At 62.2% G+C, this 18,279-nt stretch carries 16 protein-coding genes and 2 pseudogenes; 14 read left to right on the top strand and 4 right to left on the bottom strand.

What is annotated here, in order from left to right:
* Window positions 1-30 precede the first annotated feature (30 nt).
* The 5 genes and pseudogenes from AC0L25_RS19200 to AC0L25_RS19180 all read left to right on the top strand — a co-directional run bounded on the left by AC0L25_RS19200 (window position 31) and on the right by AC0L25_RS19180 (window position 7,009).
* Window positions 31-1,118: pseudogene (locus tag AC0L25_RS19200) on the top strand (AbrB family transcriptional regulator).
* A gap of 565 nt (window positions 1,119-1,683) precedes the next feature.
* Window positions 1,684-3,366 (top strand): 2-isopropylmalate synthase, encoded by a 1,683-nt coding sequence (gene leuA, locus AC0L25_RS19195; protein ID WP_473597008.1) that lies wholly within the window; start codon window positions 1,684-1,686, stop codon window positions 3,364-3,366.
* 177 nt (window positions 3,367-3,543) lie between these two features.
* The gene (locus tag AC0L25_RS19190; RefSeq protein WP_473596959.1) at window positions 3,544-5,322 is read left to right on the top strand and encodes a hypothetical protein; all 1,779 of its coding nucleotides are present in this window, start codon (window positions 3,544-3,546) and stop codon (window positions 5,320-5,322) included.
* 121 nt (window positions 5,323-5,443) lie between these two features.
* A pseudogene (locus AC0L25_RS19185) lies at window positions 5,444-6,245 on the top strand (alpha/beta fold hydrolase).
* A gap of 140 nt (window positions 6,246-6,385) precedes the next feature.
* Window positions 6,386-7,009, top strand: coding sequence for a hypothetical protein (locus tag AC0L25_RS19180; RefSeq protein WP_473596958.1), 624 nt, complete (start codon window positions 6,386-6,388; stop codon window positions 7,007-7,009).
* Here AC0L25_RS19180 and AC0L25_RS19175 read toward each other — a convergent pair.
* Window positions 6,999-7,913 (bottom strand): metallophosphoesterase family protein, encoded by a 915-nt coding sequence (locus tag AC0L25_RS19175; protein ID WP_123149405.1) that lies wholly within the window; start codon window positions 7,911-7,913, stop codon window positions 6,999-7,001. The genes AC0L25_RS19180 and AC0L25_RS19175 overlap by 11 nt on opposite strands.
* 53 nt (window positions 7,914-7,966) lie before the next feature.
* On the opposite strand from AC0L25_RS19175, the gene AC0L25_RS19170 reads away from it, so the two are divergent.
* Window positions 7,967-8,467 carry an NUDIX domain-containing protein gene (locus AC0L25_RS19170; RefSeq protein WP_473596957.1) on the top strand — a complete coding sequence of 167 codons (501 nt, stop codon included), beginning with the start codon at window positions 7,967-7,969 and terminating at the stop codon, window positions 8,465-8,467.
* 1 nt (window position 8,468) lies between these two features.
* Here the strand turns inward: AC0L25_RS19170 and AC0L25_RS19165 are convergent, their stop codons facing one another.
* Entirely contained in the window at window positions 8,469-9,458 is a 990-nt protein-coding gene (locus AC0L25_RS19165) for a glutathione S-transferase family protein (RefSeq protein WP_473596956.1), read from the bottom strand.
* Between the two features lie 284 nt (window positions 9,459-9,742).
* Here AC0L25_RS19165 and AC0L25_RS19160 point away from each other — a divergent pair, with 284 nt between their 5' ends.
* The 6 genes from AC0L25_RS19160 (at window position 9,743) to AC0L25_RS19135 (ending at window position 14,641) form a co-directional block, all read left to right on the top strand.
* Window positions 9,743-10,279: a GNAT family N-acetyltransferase gene (locus AC0L25_RS19160; RefSeq protein WP_473596955.1), complete on the top strand. Its 537-nt coding sequence runs from the start codon at window positions 9,743-9,745 to the stop codon at window positions 10,277-10,279.
* A gap of 70 nt (window positions 10,280-10,349) precedes the next feature.
* The gene (locus tag AC0L25_RS19155; protein ID WP_473596954.1) at window positions 10,350-11,111 is read left to right on the top strand and encodes a 3-hydroxyacyl-CoA dehydrogenase; all 762 of its coding nucleotides are present in this window, start codon (window positions 10,350-10,352) and stop codon (window positions 11,109-11,111) included.
* A gap of 6 nt (window positions 11,112-11,117) precedes the next feature.
* Complete coding sequence (locus AC0L25_RS19150; protein ID WP_473596953.1) at window positions 11,118-12,293, top strand: CaiB/BaiF CoA transferase family protein; 1,176 nt, start codon at window positions 11,118-11,120, stop codon at window positions 12,291-12,293.
* A gap of 35 nt (window positions 12,294-12,328) precedes the next feature.
* The gene (locus AC0L25_RS19145; protein WP_473596952.1) at window positions 12,329-13,090 is read left to right on the top strand and encodes a HugZ family pyridoxamine 5'-phosphate oxidase; all 762 of its coding nucleotides are present in this window, start codon (window positions 12,329-12,331) and stop codon (window positions 13,088-13,090) included.
* 173 nt (window positions 13,091-13,263) lie between these two features.
* Window positions 13,264-13,602: an ArsR/SmtB family transcription factor gene (locus AC0L25_RS19140; RefSeq protein ID WP_473596951.1), complete on the top strand. Its 339-nt coding sequence runs from the start codon at window positions 13,264-13,266 to the stop codon at window positions 13,600-13,602.
* 235 nt (window positions 13,603-13,837) lie between these two features.
* The gene (locus tag AC0L25_RS19135) at window positions 13,838-14,641 is read left to right on the top strand and encodes a TrmH family RNA methyltransferase (RefSeq protein ID WP_473596950.1); all 804 of its coding nucleotides are present in this window, start codon (window positions 13,838-13,840) and stop codon (window positions 14,639-14,641) included.
* Between the two features lie 30 nt (window positions 14,642-14,671).
* Here AC0L25_RS19135 and AC0L25_RS19130 read toward each other — a convergent pair whose 3' ends face one another.
* Together AC0L25_RS19130 and AC0L25_RS19125 are read right to left on the bottom strand one after the other, a co-directional pair.
* Window positions 14,672-15,835, bottom strand: a complete 1,164-nt coding sequence (locus AC0L25_RS19130; protein WP_473596949.1) for a coiled-coil domain-containing protein — start codon at window positions 15,833-15,835, stop codon at window positions 14,672-14,674.
* A 148-nt stretch (window positions 15,836-15,983) separates the two neighbouring features.
* On the bottom strand, window positions 15,984-16,568 hold the full coding sequence (locus AC0L25_RS19125; protein WP_473596948.1) for a DUF1134 domain-containing protein: 585 nt from the start codon (window positions 16,566-16,568) through the stop codon (window positions 15,984-15,986).
* A gap of 354 nt (window positions 16,569-16,922) precedes the next feature.
* Here AC0L25_RS19125 and chpT point away from each other — a divergent pair, with 354 nt between their 5' ends.
* Complete coding sequence (gene chpT / locus AC0L25_RS19120) at window positions 16,923-17,552, top strand: histidine phosphotransferase ChpT (RefSeq protein WP_127316798.1); 630 nt, start codon at window positions 16,923-16,925, stop codon at window positions 17,550-17,552.
* A gap of 243 nt (window positions 17,553-17,795) precedes the next feature.
* Window positions 17,796-18,164, top strand: a complete 369-nt coding sequence (locus tag AC0L25_RS19115) for a response regulator (protein ID WP_473596947.1) — start codon at window positions 17,796-17,798, stop codon at window positions 18,162-18,164.
* Window positions 18,165-18,279 lie beyond the last annotated feature (115 nt).

The following is an 18,279-nucleotide window of genomic DNA, read 5'->3' as shown; positions in this document are numbered from 1 at the left end:
ATCTCCTCGCTTCGCGGCTAAGACCGAAAAATGGATTCCCTGCCAGACCAGCCGACCGTCGAACGCATGGCGCGGATGCCCAAAGTCTGGCAGTGGCTGACCCTGCTGATCTTCTCTATCCTGTTTGCCGGCGCACTGGAATTCGGCGCCTTGCCGGCAGCGCTGCTGATAGGACCGATGCTGGCGGCGATCCTGGCCGGCACTAACGGTGCCACGGTGCGCGTGCCGCGCCCTTTGTTCGGCGCCGCCCAGGCGATCGTCGGCTGCCTCGTCGCCGCTTCGATCTCGCCTGACATCTTTCCGGTCTTCTACAGGGAATGGCCGCTGTTCCTGGGAACCGTGGTGGCGACCGTTGCGGCGTCCAGCCTGCTCGGCTGGCTGATCAGCCGCTGGCGTATCCTGCCCGGCACCACCGCCGTCTGGGGCTCATCGCCGGGCGCTGCCACCGCTATGGTGCTGATGGCAGGCGCCTTCGGCGCCGACCAGCGTCTCGTCGCCTTCATGCAATATCTGCGCGTCATTTTCGTCTCCATGACTGCCGCACTTGTCGCAAAGATGTGGGTCGACACATCAGGCATCGAGGTCCCGGCCATCATCTGGTTCCCGCCGATCGATCCAACAGCCTTTGCCGGGACACTTGGCGTGGCGCTCGTCGGCAGCCTCGTCGGAAAGCTGCTCAGGCTGCCGTCACCCTTCTTCGTCGGCACCTTCATTTTCGGCACTGCGGTGCATCTCGGACTGGGCGTGCCGATGCAGTTGCCGCCCTGGCTGCTCGCCCTCGGCTATACGATGATCGGCTGGACCATCGGCCTGAATTTCACCAGGGCAATTCTTCGGCACGCGACGCGGGCGCTGCCGCAGATCGTCGGCTCGATCATCATCCTCATCGCCTTCTGCGGCGGCCTCGGCTTCATGATCAGCCATGTGCTCGGCATCGATCCGCTGACCGCCTATCTGGCAACCAGCCCCGGCGGCATGGACAGCGTCGCCATCATAGCGCCGCCGCACAGCACGTCGACATCTCCTTCGTCATGGCGCTGCAATCGGCACGCTTCCTTGTCGTGCTGCTGATCGGGCCAAGCGTGGCGCGGCTGGTGGCGCGAACTCTGAGGGAATAGAGGGTAATCTGCCGCTGCAGAAAGACCTCCAGCGCTGTCACCTAAATGGATCAGGCGCCACGCAATCTGTTCGCGGCCGCTGAAGGACCAGCCCAGTCGCTCAGGAATGCGTTGGATTGTATAGAAAATGCCAGTCGTTCGGCCCCACTTGCCTCTCTTTGGCTGCTCCTGTATGAAAACCGCCATGATCAACCGCGCCACCTCCGTCGCTTCCCGTCAGACCGGCTTTGCTGGCGAGACCGTGCGCGCGCTTGCTTCCGCTCTGCTGCTTCTCGGCCTTATCGGCGATCGCCGGGTTCGCTGAAGGAGCGCCCGGCGGTCGAACCGCCGCTCACGCGCATGCTCCTTGGCCAGTCTCAAAATTGGCAAGTCACATCTAGCGAATGAACATCTGGTAAAGGCGCCGCTCGGCACCAAATCCGCCTGAAGCGGATCCCGCGAGCCGCCGGGAGAGACGACAATGAACGCACGAGAAGAAATCCGAGCAGACAGCGGCAAGATGGGCAAGGATGCCGCAAAGGCTATGCCAGACGCTGCCCGGGGCATGCCGGAGGCAGCCCGGGGCATGCCGGAGGCAGCCCGCAAATACCAACCTTACCCGACCGTCGGTCTCACCGACCGCGTTTGGCCTTCGAAGGTCATCGACAAGGCGCCGATCTGGTGCTCGGTCGACCTGCGCGACGGCAACCAGGCGCTGATCGACCCGATGGGCCACGAGCGCAAGGCGCGCATGTTCGCCCTGCTCCTCGACATGGGCTTCAAGGAGATCGAGATCGGCTTCCCGTCGGCTTCGCAGACCGATTTCGATTTCGCCCGCTGGTGCATCGAAGAGGGCAATGTCTCAGCCGATGTCTCGCTGCAGGTACTGGTGCAGTGCCGGCCGGAACTGATCACCCGCACCTTCGAGGCGCTGCAGGGCGCCACCAACCCGATCGTGCATTTCTACAATTCGACCAGCGAATTGCAGCGCCGCGTCGTCTTCGAGAAGGACGTCGCCGGCATCAGGCGGATCGCCACCGATGCGGCGAAGATGATCACCGAGAGGGCGGCGAAGGCCGGCGGCGGTTATCGTTTCGAATATTCGCCGGAGAGCTTTACCGGCACCGAGCTCGAAGTGGCGCTGGAAATCTGCAACGCCGTCACCGAGATCGTGAAGCCGACGCCTGAAAACAAGCTGATCATCAATCTGCCGTCCACGGTCGAAATGTCGACACCCAACATCTATGCCGATCGCATCGAATGGATGTGCCGCAATCTCGACAACCGCGAGAACCTGCTCATTTCGCTGCATCCGCACAACGACCGCGGCACCGGCGTCGCCACCACAGAACTCGGTCTGATGGCGGGCGCCGACCGCGTCGAAGGTACGCTGTTCGGCAATGGCGAGCGCACCGGCAATGTCGACATCGTCACGCTGGCTCTCAATATGTACACGCAAGGCGTCGATCCCGGGCTCGACTGCTCCGACATCAACCGGATGAAGGACGTCTATGAATATTCGAACCAGTTGAAGATCCCCGAGCGCCATCCCTATGTCGGCGAGCTCGTCTACACCGCCTTTTCCGGCTCGCACCAGGATGCCATCAACAAGGGAATGAAGGCGTTGCGCAAGGCCAATACGCCGTACTGGGAGGTGCCCTATCTGCCGATCGATCCCGCCGATGTCGGGCGCAATTACGAGGCGATCATCCGCATCAACTCGCAGTCCGGCAAGGGCGGCATCGCCTATGTGCTGCACGCGGATTACGGCCTCAACCTGCCGCGCAACCTGCAGATCGAGTTCAGTCAGGCGATCCAGGCGATCACCGACGCCGAAGGCAAGGAGGTGCCGGCCAAGCGCATCTACGAGCGCTTTCTCGAAACCTATGTCGACCAGCCCGGCGCGCGGCTGAAATTCCTCGACCACCACACCTATCCCGACCTCGAGACCAAGGGCCGGCGTGTGGTGGAGGCGGTCATCCTCGACAGGGGCAAGGAGGTGACGATTTCAGGCTCCGGAACCGGCCCGATCGACGGCTTTGTCGACGCGCTGTCGCGCCATGTCGGCGTGCCGATGTCGGTGCTCGACTATTCGGAGCACTCCATGCAGCGCGGCTCGAATGCCTCGGCCATCTCCTATGTCGAGATGGAGCATCCCGGCGGCAAGCTGTTCGGTGCCGGCATCAACACCAACATCGTGGCCGCTTCACTGGAAGCCGTGGTTTCCGCCGCCAACCGCATCGTCGGAAGACAAGCTGTCGAAAGCTAACAGCGCTGGAGCAAGATGAACCCACATGGTATCTTCTTGCTCTGGCCTTTCGCGCCGTTAACCACCGGAAAATTATCCGGTGGGGTACGCGATCGCATAATGGATGCATGCTTGTATGGCAGGGCAGGCTCTATATGATTGCGTCTTAACCTGTGCCGACTTCGAAAGGATCGACACTTGCAGCATGCCACGCCTGCCGCCCCCGCAGTGCGCGAGACGTTGGAGCGATTGCTAGCCAGCGAAACGTTCGGGAGATCCGAACGAGCGCGTAAGCTGCTTCGCTATCTGGTCGAGCGCGAGCAGGCAGGCGAAGCCGACAAGCTCAAGGGCTTTTCCATCGCGATGGATGTTTTCGGTAAGGACGGCGATTTCGATCCGTCGACCGACGCCGTGGTGCGGGTGCAGGCGGGCAGGCTGCGCGAGCTGCTGCAGCATTACTTCGCCAATGAAGGTGTTGCCGAGCCGATCCGCATCGCCATTCCGCGTGGCGGCTATGTTCCATCCTATGAACGCAACGCCATCCGCCTGCCGGTCGAGCCGGAGCCGGAGGAGCGCATCGAAGCGGTGGCCACCTTGTCGGGATCGCTCGAAGAACCCGGCATGGCCGCAGGCGCCGCATCGTTGATGTCCCCTGTCGTTCTCGAGCCGGCGCCGTCGCTGCTTCGCCATCTCCAGTTCTTCTGGTTGGCGATCGCTCTGGTCATCGCCATGCTGGGCGTGCTGATCCTTCGTCAGGGAAGCGGCGCATTGCTGGCGGGAAGCGATGCCGCGTCGACGATCGAAAACGCGGTGGCAACCGGCAGCATTGCGCCATGGGCTCCGATTGAAACCCTTCCGCTCGTCTACATTGCGGTGAAAACCAACAGCGCCGAGGCTGCCCGCGTCGCGGCATCCCTGCGCGCCGGCCTCAGCGGCTTCGATACGGTCAACTTCATCGGTCGGGACGCCGACGGCCCACCCGATCCGGTCACCGATGCAATCAGCTTCGTATTCGATGTCTTGCCGGGACCAACGGCAGGCGATGTCACTCTGGAGCTTCAAAGCGTGGCGACCGGACGGGTCCTGCTGTCACGCAACTTGACTGCCGCCAACAGCACACCCTCCGCCGTCGAGGACAGTGTCGCCGGCATTTTGAGTTCGGCCGTTCCCGCCTCTGGCACGATTTACAACTATATCGAACAGAGCGGTCTTCAGACCGGCCTGACGGAATGCCTGCTGCTCAACGACAAGTACTATCTCGACCAGGGCGCGAAAACCCATCAGGCTGCCTATCGCTGTCTCGAAAACCTGATCAATCGGGATGCGAAATCGTCGCTCGTCTATTCGGAGCTCGCGACCCTCCATCTCGAGGCGGCCACAGATCACTACGCCTATCCAGCCGGCGCAACGATCGAACAGGCGATGTCGCTTGCCCGTCGCGCCGTGCAGATGGGGCCGACCAGTCCCTATGCGCACCGTGCCTATGGCTATCTCAATTCCCGCCTCGGCAATTCGGAGGAATCGATCCGCTGGATGCACAAGGCCTACGAACTCAACCCTTACGACCTCAGCATGGCGGCAGCTTACGCCTATGGGCTGATTTTCGCCGGCAGGTACAGGGAGGGAACACCGATCCTTGCTCACGCCGCCGAAACCTCAAGCGCGCATCCGACCTGGTGGGACTACGGGCTTTTCGTCGGGCAGTTCATGGCGGGCGATATGAACAAGGCCGCGCTTGCCAGTGAGGCGTTGCAAGCGACGCCAACGAAATCACACTATCTGGCTGCGCGGCTGATCGGCGCGAGGGCAACCGGCCGCAATCAACTGGCGCACGAACTTGTGGACGAGATGACTGTCAAATTCCCGAAATTCGCTGCCGATCCGCGCGCAACCTTTGTCGAGCGGAGATACCCCGCCGATCTGACGGACCGGCTGGTCGAGGCCTTGCGTGCCGCCGGGCTCGGCAATGCCAGCTAGCGCTTTTAACCAGCACGGCTGATCGCGAAAACTTTACTGGCCATCGGCTTGGACAAGGCGCAATCCAGCCACAATCCGGAATCTCGAGTCCTGTTGATTTGCAATAAAACCATAAAATTTCATGATTTCACCGCTTTACGCTGCCGAACGGGGCGCCGGCCCGAAGACGGTTGTCTTCCTGCATGGCTTCGGCGGTTGCCACGACGACTGGCACGAGGTGATTTCGACACTGGCACTTGGTTCACGGACGCTGGCCTATGATCTTCCAGGCCATGGGCTATCCCTCGATTTCCCGGGTGGCGGCCCGGCCAAGACGGCCGCTCGGGCCGTTCTTGCAGACCTCGCCGCACGCAGAATTAGGAGGGTGCATCTCGTCGGCCACTCGATGGGCGGGGCGGCGGCAGTGCTGATGGCATTGGCCGAGCCCGAAAGGATAGCGTCGCTGACGCTTCTGGCGCCGGGCGGTTTTGGGGCTGAGATCAATGGGCTGCTGTTGCGCCGGTACGCTGCCGCTGCCGGCAAGAGTGAAATTCGCGCCTGCCTTGCCGCCATGTCCGGACCGCAAAGCCTGCCCTCGGAGCGCACCGTGGATGTGCTTGGCGAAATGCGCGCGTCCCGGCCAGTTGCAGAAACTTGTCGAGATCGCAGCCGCCATGACCAGGGACGATCGGCAGGGCGTCATCCCGCGCGAACGGCTCGAAACGCTTGATATGCCGGTGATGGTGGTTTGGGGGGTAGATGACGCGGTGCTGCCCTTCACACAGGCCGATGGTCTGCCGGCGCATTTCCACCTGCATCACGTGTTGGAGGCCGGCCATATGCTGGCCGAGGAAGCGCCCGGCCTTATCGCCGAGATCGTCCGCCGCAACATGAAACGCCGCAGCAGGCCGTTCCGTCCAAAATCCGCCGCCGCAGCGAATTGATCCCTCCCTGCCAAGACTGATGGCGCGGCTTCGGGCCGGGTTTTATCTGGTAAGCCGCTTAAAGGCTTATCGATCTCGCAAGTGCATTTTGCCAACGGCTGTGTTAATTCAATGTTAACCAAACCCGCGAGGCAACGCCGATGAAGGATGCAGGCGAGAACATCACCCAGATCGATCAGTCGCGAAAATTGTCCGACGCCATTCGCGACGTGAAAAACGCCTTCGCCGACCGCGATGACGTCGTGGTCGACATGCGCGAGGCTCATCGCATGCGGCTCGATTTGCTTGCCGCCGAACTCGCGCCGATCTTCGCCGACGTGCCCGCAGACATGGACAATTTCGACTTCACCGTCTCGTCCGGGCTGCAGCCGCGCCTATGGATCGACGCCGTCAGCCATGTCGCCATGGGCCGTGACCGCCGCACCTATCGCTTCCTCAAGGACACGCGCATCGGCCGGGTGGTGCTCGCCGAATCAACCGAGATGAAACCCGTTGCCGATCAAGTAACGCGCTACGTCGCGGAGCGCGTCGTCGAGCGCCAGAGGATGCTGGAAGGCGGGGTCGAGCAGGCAGTCGCCGGTTTGAAACGCGCGCTGGTCCCGGAAGCCGAGCCGCCACTGCGATCCGTCCCGCGTGGCAAGCGTTGGTCGGCGTTTCTCTCCGGTCTCGGCCTGATCGCCGCCGGCGCCCTAGTCGGGCTGGCAGTATCGATCGTGTTGTTCTGGGACCGCCTTGTTGCGATGGGACTGAGCTTTAGGCCATAGCGTCCGCGCCAAGCTCCAGAATCTCCAGATCGGAAGGCGGGATGGCCGGCCCGGTCAGGCCACGTCGCGTCAGCCTGATCCGCCAATTGTCCTTTTCGCCATCGATCTCCAACAGATTATATTGCGCCGCCGGACGCCTGCCGCCTGGCGCCTGCCCTGCGGCGGCGACGCCGACCACTGGAATTTTGGCGCCGCGCCCATTGATGGAGAACAGCGTCGGCTCGTGCGAATGGCCGTGCAGCACAAGCTCGGCCCCGTGCCGCTGAACGACCTTGTGGAAGCGGGCAATGCCGAACAGCCGCTTGGGCTGCGACACGGCGCCGCGCACTGGCGGATGGTGGATCATGATCACCCGGAACAGTCCGCGCTTGGCCGTAGCATCGAGCACTTCGCGCAGCCTTTCCGCTTGGTCTTCCAGAAAGAAGCCGTTGGCCATGAACGGAGCCGTGGCCCGCGCCGTCGTCACACCGATCAGCGCGACGTTGCCACGCACGCGCAGATACGGAAAGGCGTCACGGTCGATCGGCGTATTGACGCCGTCGCCGGTCATCCATGCCGTCCACGACCGACAGGCCTTGTCGAAGGCGCCAGGCACATAGGCGTCGTGGTTTCCTGGAACGACCGACACATCATCGGGAGAACCCAGCGTCTCCAGCCAGTGCTTGCCCATCTCGATCTCGCCATCGAGCGCCAGATTGACCAGATCGCCGGTGACAGCAAGGTGATCCGGTGCGCTCGCCTTGATATCGGCGACGATCGTGTCGATGACGGCATCGCGCATGTGGCGGCGGCGGTTGCGCTGCCAGTTGACGTAACCGACCACGCGCTTGGAGGCGAGATCGCGATAGGTTACACCGGGAAGCGGTCCCAGATGGATATCGGAAATATGCGCGAGCCTGAACATCCTTCCTTCATAAGCGACGCGCGCGCTGCTTTCCACCCACGGTTTCGTGGGTGATGACGCGGCCCGATCCGGAGCAAGCTTTCCGCCAGGCCGGCTGGCCGGGTCTCAGGGCAAGGCTGTTTCATCTGTATTTCGTGCTGCGGCGGCCGATGACGCTCGGGGTGCGCGGCTTGATCCACGACCGCACATCCAATTCTGTCTTCCTCATTCGCCACACCTATGTACCGGGCTGGCAGCTTCCCGGCGGTGGCGTCGAACTGGGCGAGACGATGATCGAGGCGCTGGCGCGCGAGCTCTCCGAGGAGGGCAATATTGCATTGACCGCGCCGCCGATGCTGAAATCGATGCATTTCAACCGTCGGGCCAGCCGCCGCGACCATGTCGGCCTCTATTTGGTCGAGCAGTTCAATCAGACGGCGCCGAAGCTGCCGGACCGCGAGATCGCCGCAGCCGGTTTCTTTCCGCTCGACCGCCTGCCGGAAGGAACGACGCCGGCCACGTTGCGGCGGATCGCCGAGATTTTTGGCGGCGCGGCGGCGTCGCCCTACTGGTAGGTCACGCCGCCTTCCTGAACCGATTGCGATCATGCGGCGCCGCGTAGTCCAGTTCCGGCCCGACCGGCACGATGCGCGTCGGGTTGATCGTTTCATGGCTGCCGTAATAGTGCGCCTTGATGTGGTGCAGGCTCACCGTTCCTGCGACGCCCGGGACCTGATAGAGGTCGCGCAGATAGTTCGACAGGTTCGGATAGTCGGCGATGCGACGCAGGTTGCACTTGAAATGGCCGACATAAACCGGGTCGAAGCGGGCCAGCGTGGTGAACAGCCGCCAATCGGCCTCGGTGATGCGGTCACCGACGAGATAGCGCTGGCGAGATAGGCGATCCTCGATTTGATCGAGCGCGGAGAACAATTCGCCAAACGCTTTTTCATAGGCCGTTTGCGTAGTGGCGAAGCCGGTGCGATAGACACCGTTGTTGACTGAGGGATAGACCAGCGCATTGACCGCGTCGATTTCGCCGCGCAGTGCTTTCGGATAGAAATCGAGGCTGGCATCGCCCCATTCGTCGAAAGCTGAATTGAGCATCCGGATGATCTCGGACGATTCGTTGGAGACGATTGTCTGTTCTCGCCTGTCCCACAAAACCGGCACCGTCACGCGGCCGGAATAGGCGGGATCGGCCTTGGTGTAGATCTGATGCAGGAAATCGAGACCGTAGAGCGTGTCGCCGGTGGCGCCGTCTTCGGCCAGGAAGGTCCAGCCATTGGCGCCCATGAAATGGTGGACGACCGAGACGGAAATCACATCCTCGAGCTCCTTCAGTGTTCGAAAGATCAGCGTCCGGTGCGCCCAGGGACAGGCAAGCGAGACATAGAGATGGTAGCGGCCAAGCTCAGCCTTGAAGCCGCGCTTGCGGCCTTCGGCCGGCGTACCATCAACCGTCACCCAGTCCCGCCATTGCGACTGCGCCCGCACGAACTCGCCATCGCTGCCCTTGGTGTCGTATCCGCGGTCCTGCCATTTGCCGTCGACCAGCAATCCCATGCGATGTCCTTTCGTCTCTACAGGGATGTAGGCGCAAGCTGACCACGCGGAAACCGCCAGGCGTTGAACAGTTCGTCAACTCCAGGGCAGCAAACGAAGGGCGCCATGCGAAACGGCCGATTGCAGCGGCTGAAGATTGGTGCTAGCGGAAAATCCGCATGTTCGACTTTGCTTTGATCCGGTTCGACCGACGACGAAAGGGCGCCCGCGCTTGATGAAGCGCTGACTGGCGAACGCTGCCGTTTTGCAGCAAACCTTTCCCCGTCTACCGGAACGCAAAGACCATGAGCCTTGCCGACGTGAAATACCTGCCGGAAACTCCGGCGCATGACCCCGAAATCGAAGCCATCAACGACGAGGCCTTCGGGCCGGGCCGTTTCGTGCTGGGCGCCTACAAGATCCGTGAGGGCGGCCCGCATGAACGCGCTCTGTCCTTCGTGGCCGTCGATGGCGATATCGTTGTCGCTTCGGTGCGCATGACGCGCATCGCGGCCGGCGTCGGCCGCGCGCTGATGCTCGGGCCGCTTGCGGTGCGGCCGGCCTTCAAGAATCTCGGCATCGGCCGCCGGCTGGTGGCGATCGCGCTGGAGGCCGCCGCCAAAGCCGGCATGCCGGCCGTGATACTTGTCGGCGACGAGCCCTATTACGGCCCGCTCGGCTTCAAGCGAATCCCGCGTGGGCAAATCTCCATGCCGCGTCCGGTCGATCCTGACCGGCTTTTGTCGCATGAGATCGTGCCGGGCGCGATGGCACGGCTGGTGGGGGAGGTTTGCCACGCCGATCAGGCAAGAATTGCCGCGCACGTTGCCGCGATGGCGTGACCATCCGGATACTGTTGCGCCGCCCTGTCGGGCTTCGTAGCATGTGGCCGGCAGGATGGAGGACGCCGACATGAACCCGAACGGCCAGATTGCGATTGTCACCGGCGGCGGCTCCGGCCTCGGCGAAGCGACGGCACGTGCACTGGCCGCGAAGGGCGCCGGCGTTGCCATCCTCGACCTTGGCATCGAGCGTGCGGCGAAGATTGCGGCCGATATCGGCGGCATCGCCATCCAATGCGACGTAAGCAGCGCCGACGGCGGTGCTGCTTCAGTAGGGGAAGTGGTAAAAAAGTTCGGCGAACCCCGTATCCTGGTCAATTGCGCCGGCATCGCCATCGGCATGAAGACGATCGGCAAGGACGGCCCGCACCCGCTCGATCAGTACCGCAAGGTGATCGAGGTCAATTTGATCGGTACCTTCAACATGATCCGCCTCGTCGCCGACCGGGCCGCGAAGCTTGAGCCGCTGGAGGGCGCCGAGCGCGGCGTCATCGTCAACACCGCATCGGTCGCCGCCTATGACGGGCAAATCGGCCAGGCGGCGTATTCAGCCTCCAAAGGCGGCGTCGTCGGCATGACGCTGCCGGTGGCGCGCGACCTTGCCCGGTCGGGCATTCGCGTCTGCACCATCGCGCCCGGCATCTTCAAGACGCCGATGGTGGCCGGCATGCCGCAAGAGGTGCAGGATTCGCTTGGCGCCGCGGTACCCTTCCCGTCGCGTCTCGGCGAGCCTTCCGAATATGCAGCCCTTGTGCTGCACATCGTCGAAAACCAGATGCTCAACGGCGAGACCATCCGCCTCGATGGCGCCATCCGCATGGCGCCGAAGTAGCCGACCATGGGTGCCGACGTCGCCCCGCAGGCGAAGACCGGCCCGCTCGCCGGTCTGACGGTGATCGAGATGGCCGGGATTGGACCGGTGCCGCTCGCCGGCCTGATGCTGTCGGAGATGGGAGCCGAGGTGCTGCGCATCGAGCGGGCTGGATCGACCCAGCCGTTTCTGGCGCTACCGGATGAATACGACATCGACCGTCACGGCCGCTCCATCCTGCGGATTGACCTGAAGCGCTGGGAAGGCGCCGAACTGGTGCTGCGCCTTGTCGAAAAGGCCGACATTCTGGTCGAAGGGTTTCGTCCTGATGTCATGGAGCGGCTTGGTCTCGGGCCGGATGCGGCATTGGCGCGCAATCCGGCGCTGATCTACGGCCGCATGACGGGGTTCGGCCAGGACGGGCCGCTATCGGATCGTGCCGGCCACGACATCACCTACCTCGCCTATTCGGGTGTGCTGCACGCCATCGGCCAGGAAGGAAGCCGGCCAGTCCCACCGCTCAATCTTGTCGCCGATTATGGCGGCGGCGCCATGATGCTGGTTGCCGGGGCGCTGGCCGCCCTGTTTGAGCGGTCGCGCTCCGGCAAGGGCCAGGTGATCGACGCCGCGCTGACCGAGGGCGCTTCGATGCTGGCGACACCTGTGCACGCCTTGATTGCGGCGGGCCTTTGGAGTGATACGCGCGGCGCGAACCTGTTCGATTCCGGCGCGCCGTTTTACGACACCTATGAGACGGCGGACGCACGTCACGTCGCCGTCGGCTGCCTTGAACCCCGGTTCTTCGCCGAATTCGCAAGACTGCTGCCGCTCGACGAACGTTTTGTACGCGGCCAATACGACAGGACGTTGTGGCCGCAGATGCGCGCTGCCATTGTCGATCGGGTCGGGCAGAAGACACGGGACGACTGGGACCGTCTGTTTGCTGCGACCGATGCTTGCGTTGCACCGGTTCTGTCGTTGCGGGAAGCCAGGGATCATCCGCACAATCGCGCTCGCAACGCCTTTGTGACGTCGGGTGCGCTTGAGCGGCCCGCCCCGGCGCCGCGCTTTTCGCGCTCCCGGCCGACCCTTGCCGCCATGCCGGCCGATCGCGATTGTCAGGCGGCGACCGTGCTGGCACGCTTCGGCCTCTCGGAAAGCGAAACTGAGGCCCTTGTCAAATCCGGTGTAATAGGCCGATAACCGGAGAAAAAAATCAGCTTAAGACGGTGTGGATTTTGGACGACCGAAAAAAGGACGTGATCCGCGAGACCGACGCCGAAGCGACCAGGCTGGCGAAGACGCTGATCCGCAGTGCCCGTTTCGGCGCGCTCGCGGTAATCGAGCCCGGGACCGGTTCGCCGCTGGCCAGCAGGGTTGGTGTCGCCACCGATATCGACGGCACGCCGCTGATCCTTGTATCGATGCTATCCGCCCATACCGGCGCGATCCTTGCCGACCCGCGCTGTTCGCTGCTTGTCGGCGAGCCCGGCAAGGGCGATCCGCTGGCGCACCCGCGGTTGACGCTCGTCTGTCGGGCAGCACGGCTTGAGCGTGGATCCGAAGAGCACGCCCGCGTCGAACGGCGCTATCTCAACCGCAACCCCAAGGCGAAGCTCTATGCCGGACTTGGCGACTTCTCGATCTTCCGCCTCGAGCCGGAACGCGCCAGTCTCAACGGCGGCTTTGGCAAGGCCTACTTGCTCGAGCGCGCCGATCTGGTGACAACCGCGCCGATCGTCGAAGAGCTTGCCGCTGGTGAACGATCCGCCCTCGACCACATGAATGCCGAACATCGCGATGCAATTGCCGTCTACGCGCGCCATTTCGCCAAGGCCGCAGGCGACGGCTGGGTCGTCACCGGCTTCGACGCCGACGGCATGGACCTGGCGTTGGGCGACGATGTCTGCCGGGTCTTCTTTCCCGAGCCATTGAGGACGGCGAGCGAGCTTAGGCATGTTCTGGTCGACATGGCAAAAACCGGCCGAGTGGCGGATTAAACACAGTCCGACAGTTAATCGCGTCGGGCCGAAAGCAAGTCTTGAGGTTTGAGCGAGATGTTCTACGCTTTCCCGGTAGCGTTGAATCGCCAGCGCACATTCGCGAGTGAGCCTATGGAATCAGACGCTATTGCCCCCATAGCGCCGGATGAGCAGGAAGGTACGGGGGATCGATGGTCTCGAAAAAGCTAATCGCCAATGCCGAATCAGCGGCTGCGTTTCTGACGCTGATGGGCAACGAGAAACGACTGTTGATCATGATCTACCTGGCCGACGGTGAAATGTCGGTCGGCGCTATCGCCGAGAAGGTTCTGCTCAGCCAATCCGCCCTGTCACAGCATCTCGCCAAACTGCGGGCGCTCGATCTCGTCGAGACCCGGCGTGACCGGCAGATGATTTACTATTCCTGTAAATCCGATGCCGTGCGCGAACTTCTCAACACGCTGGACGGGATTTTCGGCGACGGTGAGCTATCGCAGATGGCATACCGCCCGCGTCGCTCCGGGACTTGACCGGCGAATGCATGTCGCCCAAAAGCCTGCCCTTGGGCTTGACCGAGGGTGCGAAGCGGTTTTGGGATAACGACATCCACAAATGCAAGAACTGGCCCGGGCACCTCCTACCTCGCTGACGGTTCTTAGAGCGACTTGCGTCCACTTGGACGCAGAAAGTACTTTGGATCCACGCATCGAGCTGTCCGAAAGCCCGCTACGATTTTCGGGGCGATGCGTGTCCGCCGAGGCAAGCATGCGCCCCATTCGTATCGAAGACCCGCAAGACCCGCGCGTCGCCGCCTATCTCGACATCCGCGAGCGCGATCTTGCCGGCCGGCAGGGCCGCTTCGTTGCCGAAGGCAAGGTGGTGCTCGAAATGCTGCTCGCGGCCAAACGCTTTACGGCCGAATCGGTGCTGGTACTCGAAAACCGGCTGGCAGGCCTCGACGGAACCCTGCGCAAGGCGCCAGCCGACCTTCCGGTCTACGTGGCGGCCAGCGACGTCATGGACAGGATTGCCGGCTTTCACATGCATCGCGGCATATTGGCGATTGGCCGCAAGGGCGCGGCGCAGCCTGCAGAGGCCTTGCTGGATACCTTGCCCGCCCGCGCGTTGATCGTCGTGCTGGTCGGCATCGCCAACCATGACAATATGGGCTCGATCTTTCGCAACGCCGCCGCCTTCGGCGCCGATGCCGTATTTCTGGACGCGACCTGCTGCGATCCGCTGTACCGCAAGGCGATCCGCGTTTCAGTCGGCGCCGCGCTGAAAATTCCCTTTGCCTCCTTCACCGAGACCGTCGGCTTCACCGCCGCGCTCGACCGGCTGGGCTTCGGCCAATTCGCGTTGTCGCCGCGCGGGCAAACCGGCATCCGAGATGCGAAAAGGACTGAGCGGCAGGCGCTCTATCTCGGCACCGAAGGCGAAGGCCTGCCCGAAAGCCTGCTCGCCCGCCTGCGGACGCTGCGGATCGATATGGCAGAAGGCTTCGACAGCCTGAATGTCGCCGCCGCGTCAGCCATCGCCTTGCATCATTTTTCGGCAAGCAGGACCTGAGCCGCAGAAGACAAGCATCACTGCCTGGGCTCAATGCGTCGATTCGGCCTTCTGCAGCGCCCGCACGCGATCGGCAAGGCTGCGTTCGCCGCTTCCCGGTTGGTTGGGTGCCGCAAGCACCTTTGTGATCGGCGACTCCGGCCCGTCGAGCTTCGCCGTCAGGGCGACGACTTGCGCCGCCAGGTCGCTCATCTGCTCGCGCAACGCAGCGCTGGCGCGGCGTGGATCGTTGCCGTCTTCGGATTTGGATGCCTCGTAGGCGGCAAGATCCGCTTTCAGCCTCTTGTTCTCGCGGGCCAGTGCCGTCAACCTCGCCTCCAGCTGCTCCCGGTCGCTGTCGAGCTTGGCGACAGCTTTTTCGATATCGCCCTTGACGGCCACATCGGCCTGACTGCCTTGCGCTCCGACGAGAGGCACCGCCGACGCGTTTTCCACGCTTTCGCTTTTCGACTTTTCGCGAAGCCGCGCGATTTCCTTTTCGCGGCGTTCAAGCTTGTCCTCGCGATCGGCAAGCGTGGCGAGCAGGCGCTCGATCTTCTTTTCCAGTTCGCCGGTCCTTTTCTTCTCGGCCTTCAACGCGTCTCGCGCGGCCTTGCTCTCGGCCGCGATCTCCTGTTGGCGCCTGTTCGCCTCCTTGCGCTGGCTGCGCAGCACCGAAATGTCGTCGGCCAGCTTTTGCAGTTCGGATTCGCGCGCCACAAGTTCTATCTGACGGCTGCTGGAAGAAAAGCTGGCGTCGTCATACATGTGCTCCAGCTTTTTCAGTTCGAGCACGCGCTTTTCCAGGGCATGCTCGGCTTGAGCAAGCCGATCCGACAAAAGCTGCAACTGGTCTTTACGCTGCCGAAGGTCTTCGCCCTTGGCCTCGAGTTCGGAAAGGGCCTGTTCCTTGTCCTTCCGCTCAAGCGCCAACTCCTTCAGTGCCTCGCGGCCACGGCCGATCTCGACAAGCTGTTCGGCCGATTTCTCGCGCAACGACTTGACGCTCATCTCGAGCCGGCGCGTCGACATGGCGAACTCGGCGCGGATGCGATCCTTCTCCGCCTGGATCTCGGCCAGCGTCAGCGGCATCGAGCCCTCGACGCGTTTGCGCGTCAGCATCACGGCCCGCCGCCAGATGGCCGGGGCAATCATCAGCGCCACAAAGCCGGCGCAGAGAAAGCCGAGGACAAAGAACAGGACCGACTGAACCAAGGTGACTATCCGTTATGGACGGCAAACAACCGTAAGCGACTGTGCCACGTTCGCATGACGGAATTCCAGCGCCGCGGCAAGGGTTTGCCGCAGCAATGTTCGGATCGTCGACCTTGGGACCAGTCGAGATGATGAGCCAACCGCTTGCTCAGAACGGATTCCAGGTGGCACGCTGGGTCAGCTTGAGATAGCCGAGATTGACGCCAAGCCGGGCGCCGACGCCGGTGCGGATCGGCACCAGCAGCACATTGTTGTTCTTCATCACGTTGAAGCCGACGCCAGCCACGAGATAGGCGGAGCCGGCAACGCCGCCGAAACGATTGTAGAGGCCGTTCACGTCGTCGAGATTGTAGACCAGCATCATCACCCGCGAGCCCTCGCCACCAAAATCCCAGCCGAGCGACGGGCCCTGCCAGAACACTTTGTGATCGCCGGCATTCTTGGTGTAGAGCGTGCCTTCGCCATAGGTCAGGCCACCGATCAACGCGCCCGAGCCCTCCTCGCCAAGCAAATAGCCATTAGGCAGGCCGTAGGAGGCGAAAATCTTCTCGACGACGGTGGCGAGCCCTCCCGACGTCGCGCCGAAGAATTTATGACCGGAATCGACGATCTCCTGAGCGGTGTATTCCTGGGCCCGCGAAGGCGAGGTTGAAAAAACGACGACAACGCCCATAAGAGCGATCGCCATTGAGATGACACGGAAAAAACTCCGGTCGTAGTATCGGGAAAACATGCTTCCAATCTCCGTCAGGGAGCACTTTCGCCGACGCCTCGCATCCGTGCGGCTCTTTGGCGGCCGCTAAGGATAACTGTTATGGGCAAACTATGCCGTAATCCTTTTTCAACCATTAAGCTTTCACATGAAGATGGCGGTTAGAAGGCTGGTTCGAGCTGGTTTCGCGTCGCCCCGCAGTATCCGCGCCCTGCGTGAACACACCATTTTCGATAACGGCAATTCCGGATTTGTTGCTGCACGCTCAGGCGCTGTGTATTCAGTAGGCCTTGGGAGAGAGCGTGATTCGTGTGGACAGGCGTGACCATTGATCGCCCGGCCATTTCTAGTGAAATTTTGCAGGGACTTTCGCCGATGGCCGAGCTTTTCACCCTTTCCGCACCCGATCTCGCAGCGCTTTTGTGCAGCCGGGTCTGCCACGACATCATTTCGCCGGTCGGCGCCATAAACAACGGGCTTGAGCTGCTCGACGAAGGCGGCGCCGACGAAGATGCCATGAAATTGATTCGCCAGAGCGCCAGAAACGCTTCGGCCCGCCTGCAGTTCGCCCGCATCGCCTTCGGCGCAGCCGGTTCTGCCGGCATGATGATCGACACGGGGGACGCCGAGGCCGTTGCGATCGCCTTTTTGAAGAACGAAAAGCCGGAACTGGTCTGGAACGGAACCCGTGCGCTGCTGCCCAAGAACAAGGTCAAGCTGCTGCTCAACCTCATTCTCGTCGCCAACGCCGCCATTCCGCGTGGCGGTAAGCTTACGGTTACGCTTGAAAACCTCGACACAGAACCACGCTTTGCGCTCGCCGCGAGCGGTCCGATGCTGCGCGTGCCGCCCAAATTCCTGGAACTCCATTCCGGCAACAAGCCTGAGGAACCGATCGACGCGCATTCAGTGCAGCCCTACTACACGCTGCTTCTGGCGCGCGAGGCGAACATGACGATATCGATACACGCAACCGCAGAAGAAATCGTGCTATCGGCCGCTTGAAGTTACTAACATGAGTGACAAGAATAGATAAGTATTTTTAGGCAATGTTTACTAGGCCTTCACGATCTAATGAAATGAACCTTCCAGGCTAGTTCGACCGAAGCATCATCAGGAGGTTCCGTAAAAACTGGTCTTGCAAAAATTTTATCTATTGGCTTTTCAGCTTCTTTACCGGATTGATCCTACCGTGCCTTTCAGTACCGCGACGCTGCCGGATTGCCGCATGGCACAGAGGGCCCGGAAATGAAACGCTGCATGTTCATCGACGATTCGAGCGTCATCAGGAAGGTCGCGAAGCGCATCCTGGGTGGTTCCGACATGCTGATCATCGAAGCTGCGCGCGGTTTTGACGCGGTCGAGATGTGCACTGCCGACATGCCGGATATCATCGTCGTCGACGGCGCCTTGCCGGACATGCAGGCGGAGGACGTCATCCGCCGCGTACGCGCCATGGAAAGTCCGGTGCAGCCCCAGATCCTGATTTCGCTGGTTGAGGTCGACGTCGCTTCGATCATGCGGGCAAAGCGCGCCGGCGCTCAAGGCTATCTGCTGAAGCCGTTTAATCGGCCGCAACTTCTCGAGTGCTTCCGCACCTTGAGAATTGCAGCCTGATTTGCCGACCCCCGCCGCATGGCTCGGGAATCGCCGCTCTAGAGCATCGGACGTTCAAGTGAGTCCATACCCTGCTGCTGTGAAGTAGTTTCTGCATTCAACTGGCGAGAACAGA

Source organism: Mesorhizobium sp. WSM4813, assembly GCF_055811555.1.
Note: the sequence above shows the minus strand (reverse complement) of the source record. Positions and strands in the feature narration are given on the sequence as shown.

Coding starts and splice junctions, on each gene's coding strand:
- AC0L25_RS19135 (WP_473596950.1), top strand. CDS start 13,838: ATGCGCCCCATTCGTATCGAAGACCCGCAAGACCCGCGCGTCGCCGCC.
- chpT (WP_127316798.1), top strand. CDS start 16,923: ATGGCCGAGCTTTTCACCCTTTCCGCACCCGATCTCGCAGCGCTTTTG.
- leuA (WP_473597008.1), top strand. CDS start 1,684: ATGCCGGAGGCAGCCCGCAAATACCAACCTTACCCGACCGTCGGTCTC.
- AC0L25_RS19175 (WP_123149405.1), bottom strand. CDS start 7,913: ATGTTCAGGCTCGCGCATATTTCCGATATCCATCTGGGACCGCTTCCC.
- AC0L25_RS19140 (WP_473596951.1), top strand. CDS start 13,264: ATGGTCTCGAAAAAGCTAATCGCCAATGCCGAATCAGCGGCTGCGTTT.
- AC0L25_RS19155 (WP_473596954.1), top strand. CDS start 10,350: ATGAACCCGAACGGCCAGATTGCGATTGTCACCGGCGGCGGCTCCGGC.
- AC0L25_RS19170 (WP_473596957.1), top strand. CDS start 7,967: ATGACGCGGCCCGATCCGGAGCAAGCTTTCCGCCAGGCCGGCTGGCCG.
- AC0L25_RS19180 (WP_473596958.1), top strand. CDS start 6,386: ATGAAGGATGCAGGCGAGAACATCACCCAGATCGATCAGTCGCGAAAA.
- AC0L25_RS19115 (WP_473596947.1), top strand. CDS start 17,796: ATGAAACGCTGCATGTTCATCGACGATTCGAGCGTCATCAGGAAGGTC.
- AC0L25_RS19125 (WP_473596948.1), bottom strand. CDS start 16,568: ATGTTTTCCCGATACTACGACCGGAGTTTTTTCCGTGTCATCTCAATG.
- AC0L25_RS19160 (WP_473596955.1), top strand. CDS start 9,743: ATGAGCCTTGCCGACGTGAAATACCTGCCGGAAACTCCGGCGCATGAC.
- AC0L25_RS19165 (WP_473596956.1), bottom strand. CDS start 9,458: ATGGGATTGCTGGTCGACGGCAAATGGCAGGACCGCGGATACGACACC.
- AC0L25_RS19150 (WP_473596953.1), top strand. CDS start 11,118: ATGGGTGCCGACGTCGCCCCGCAGGCGAAGACCGGCCCGCTCGCCGGT.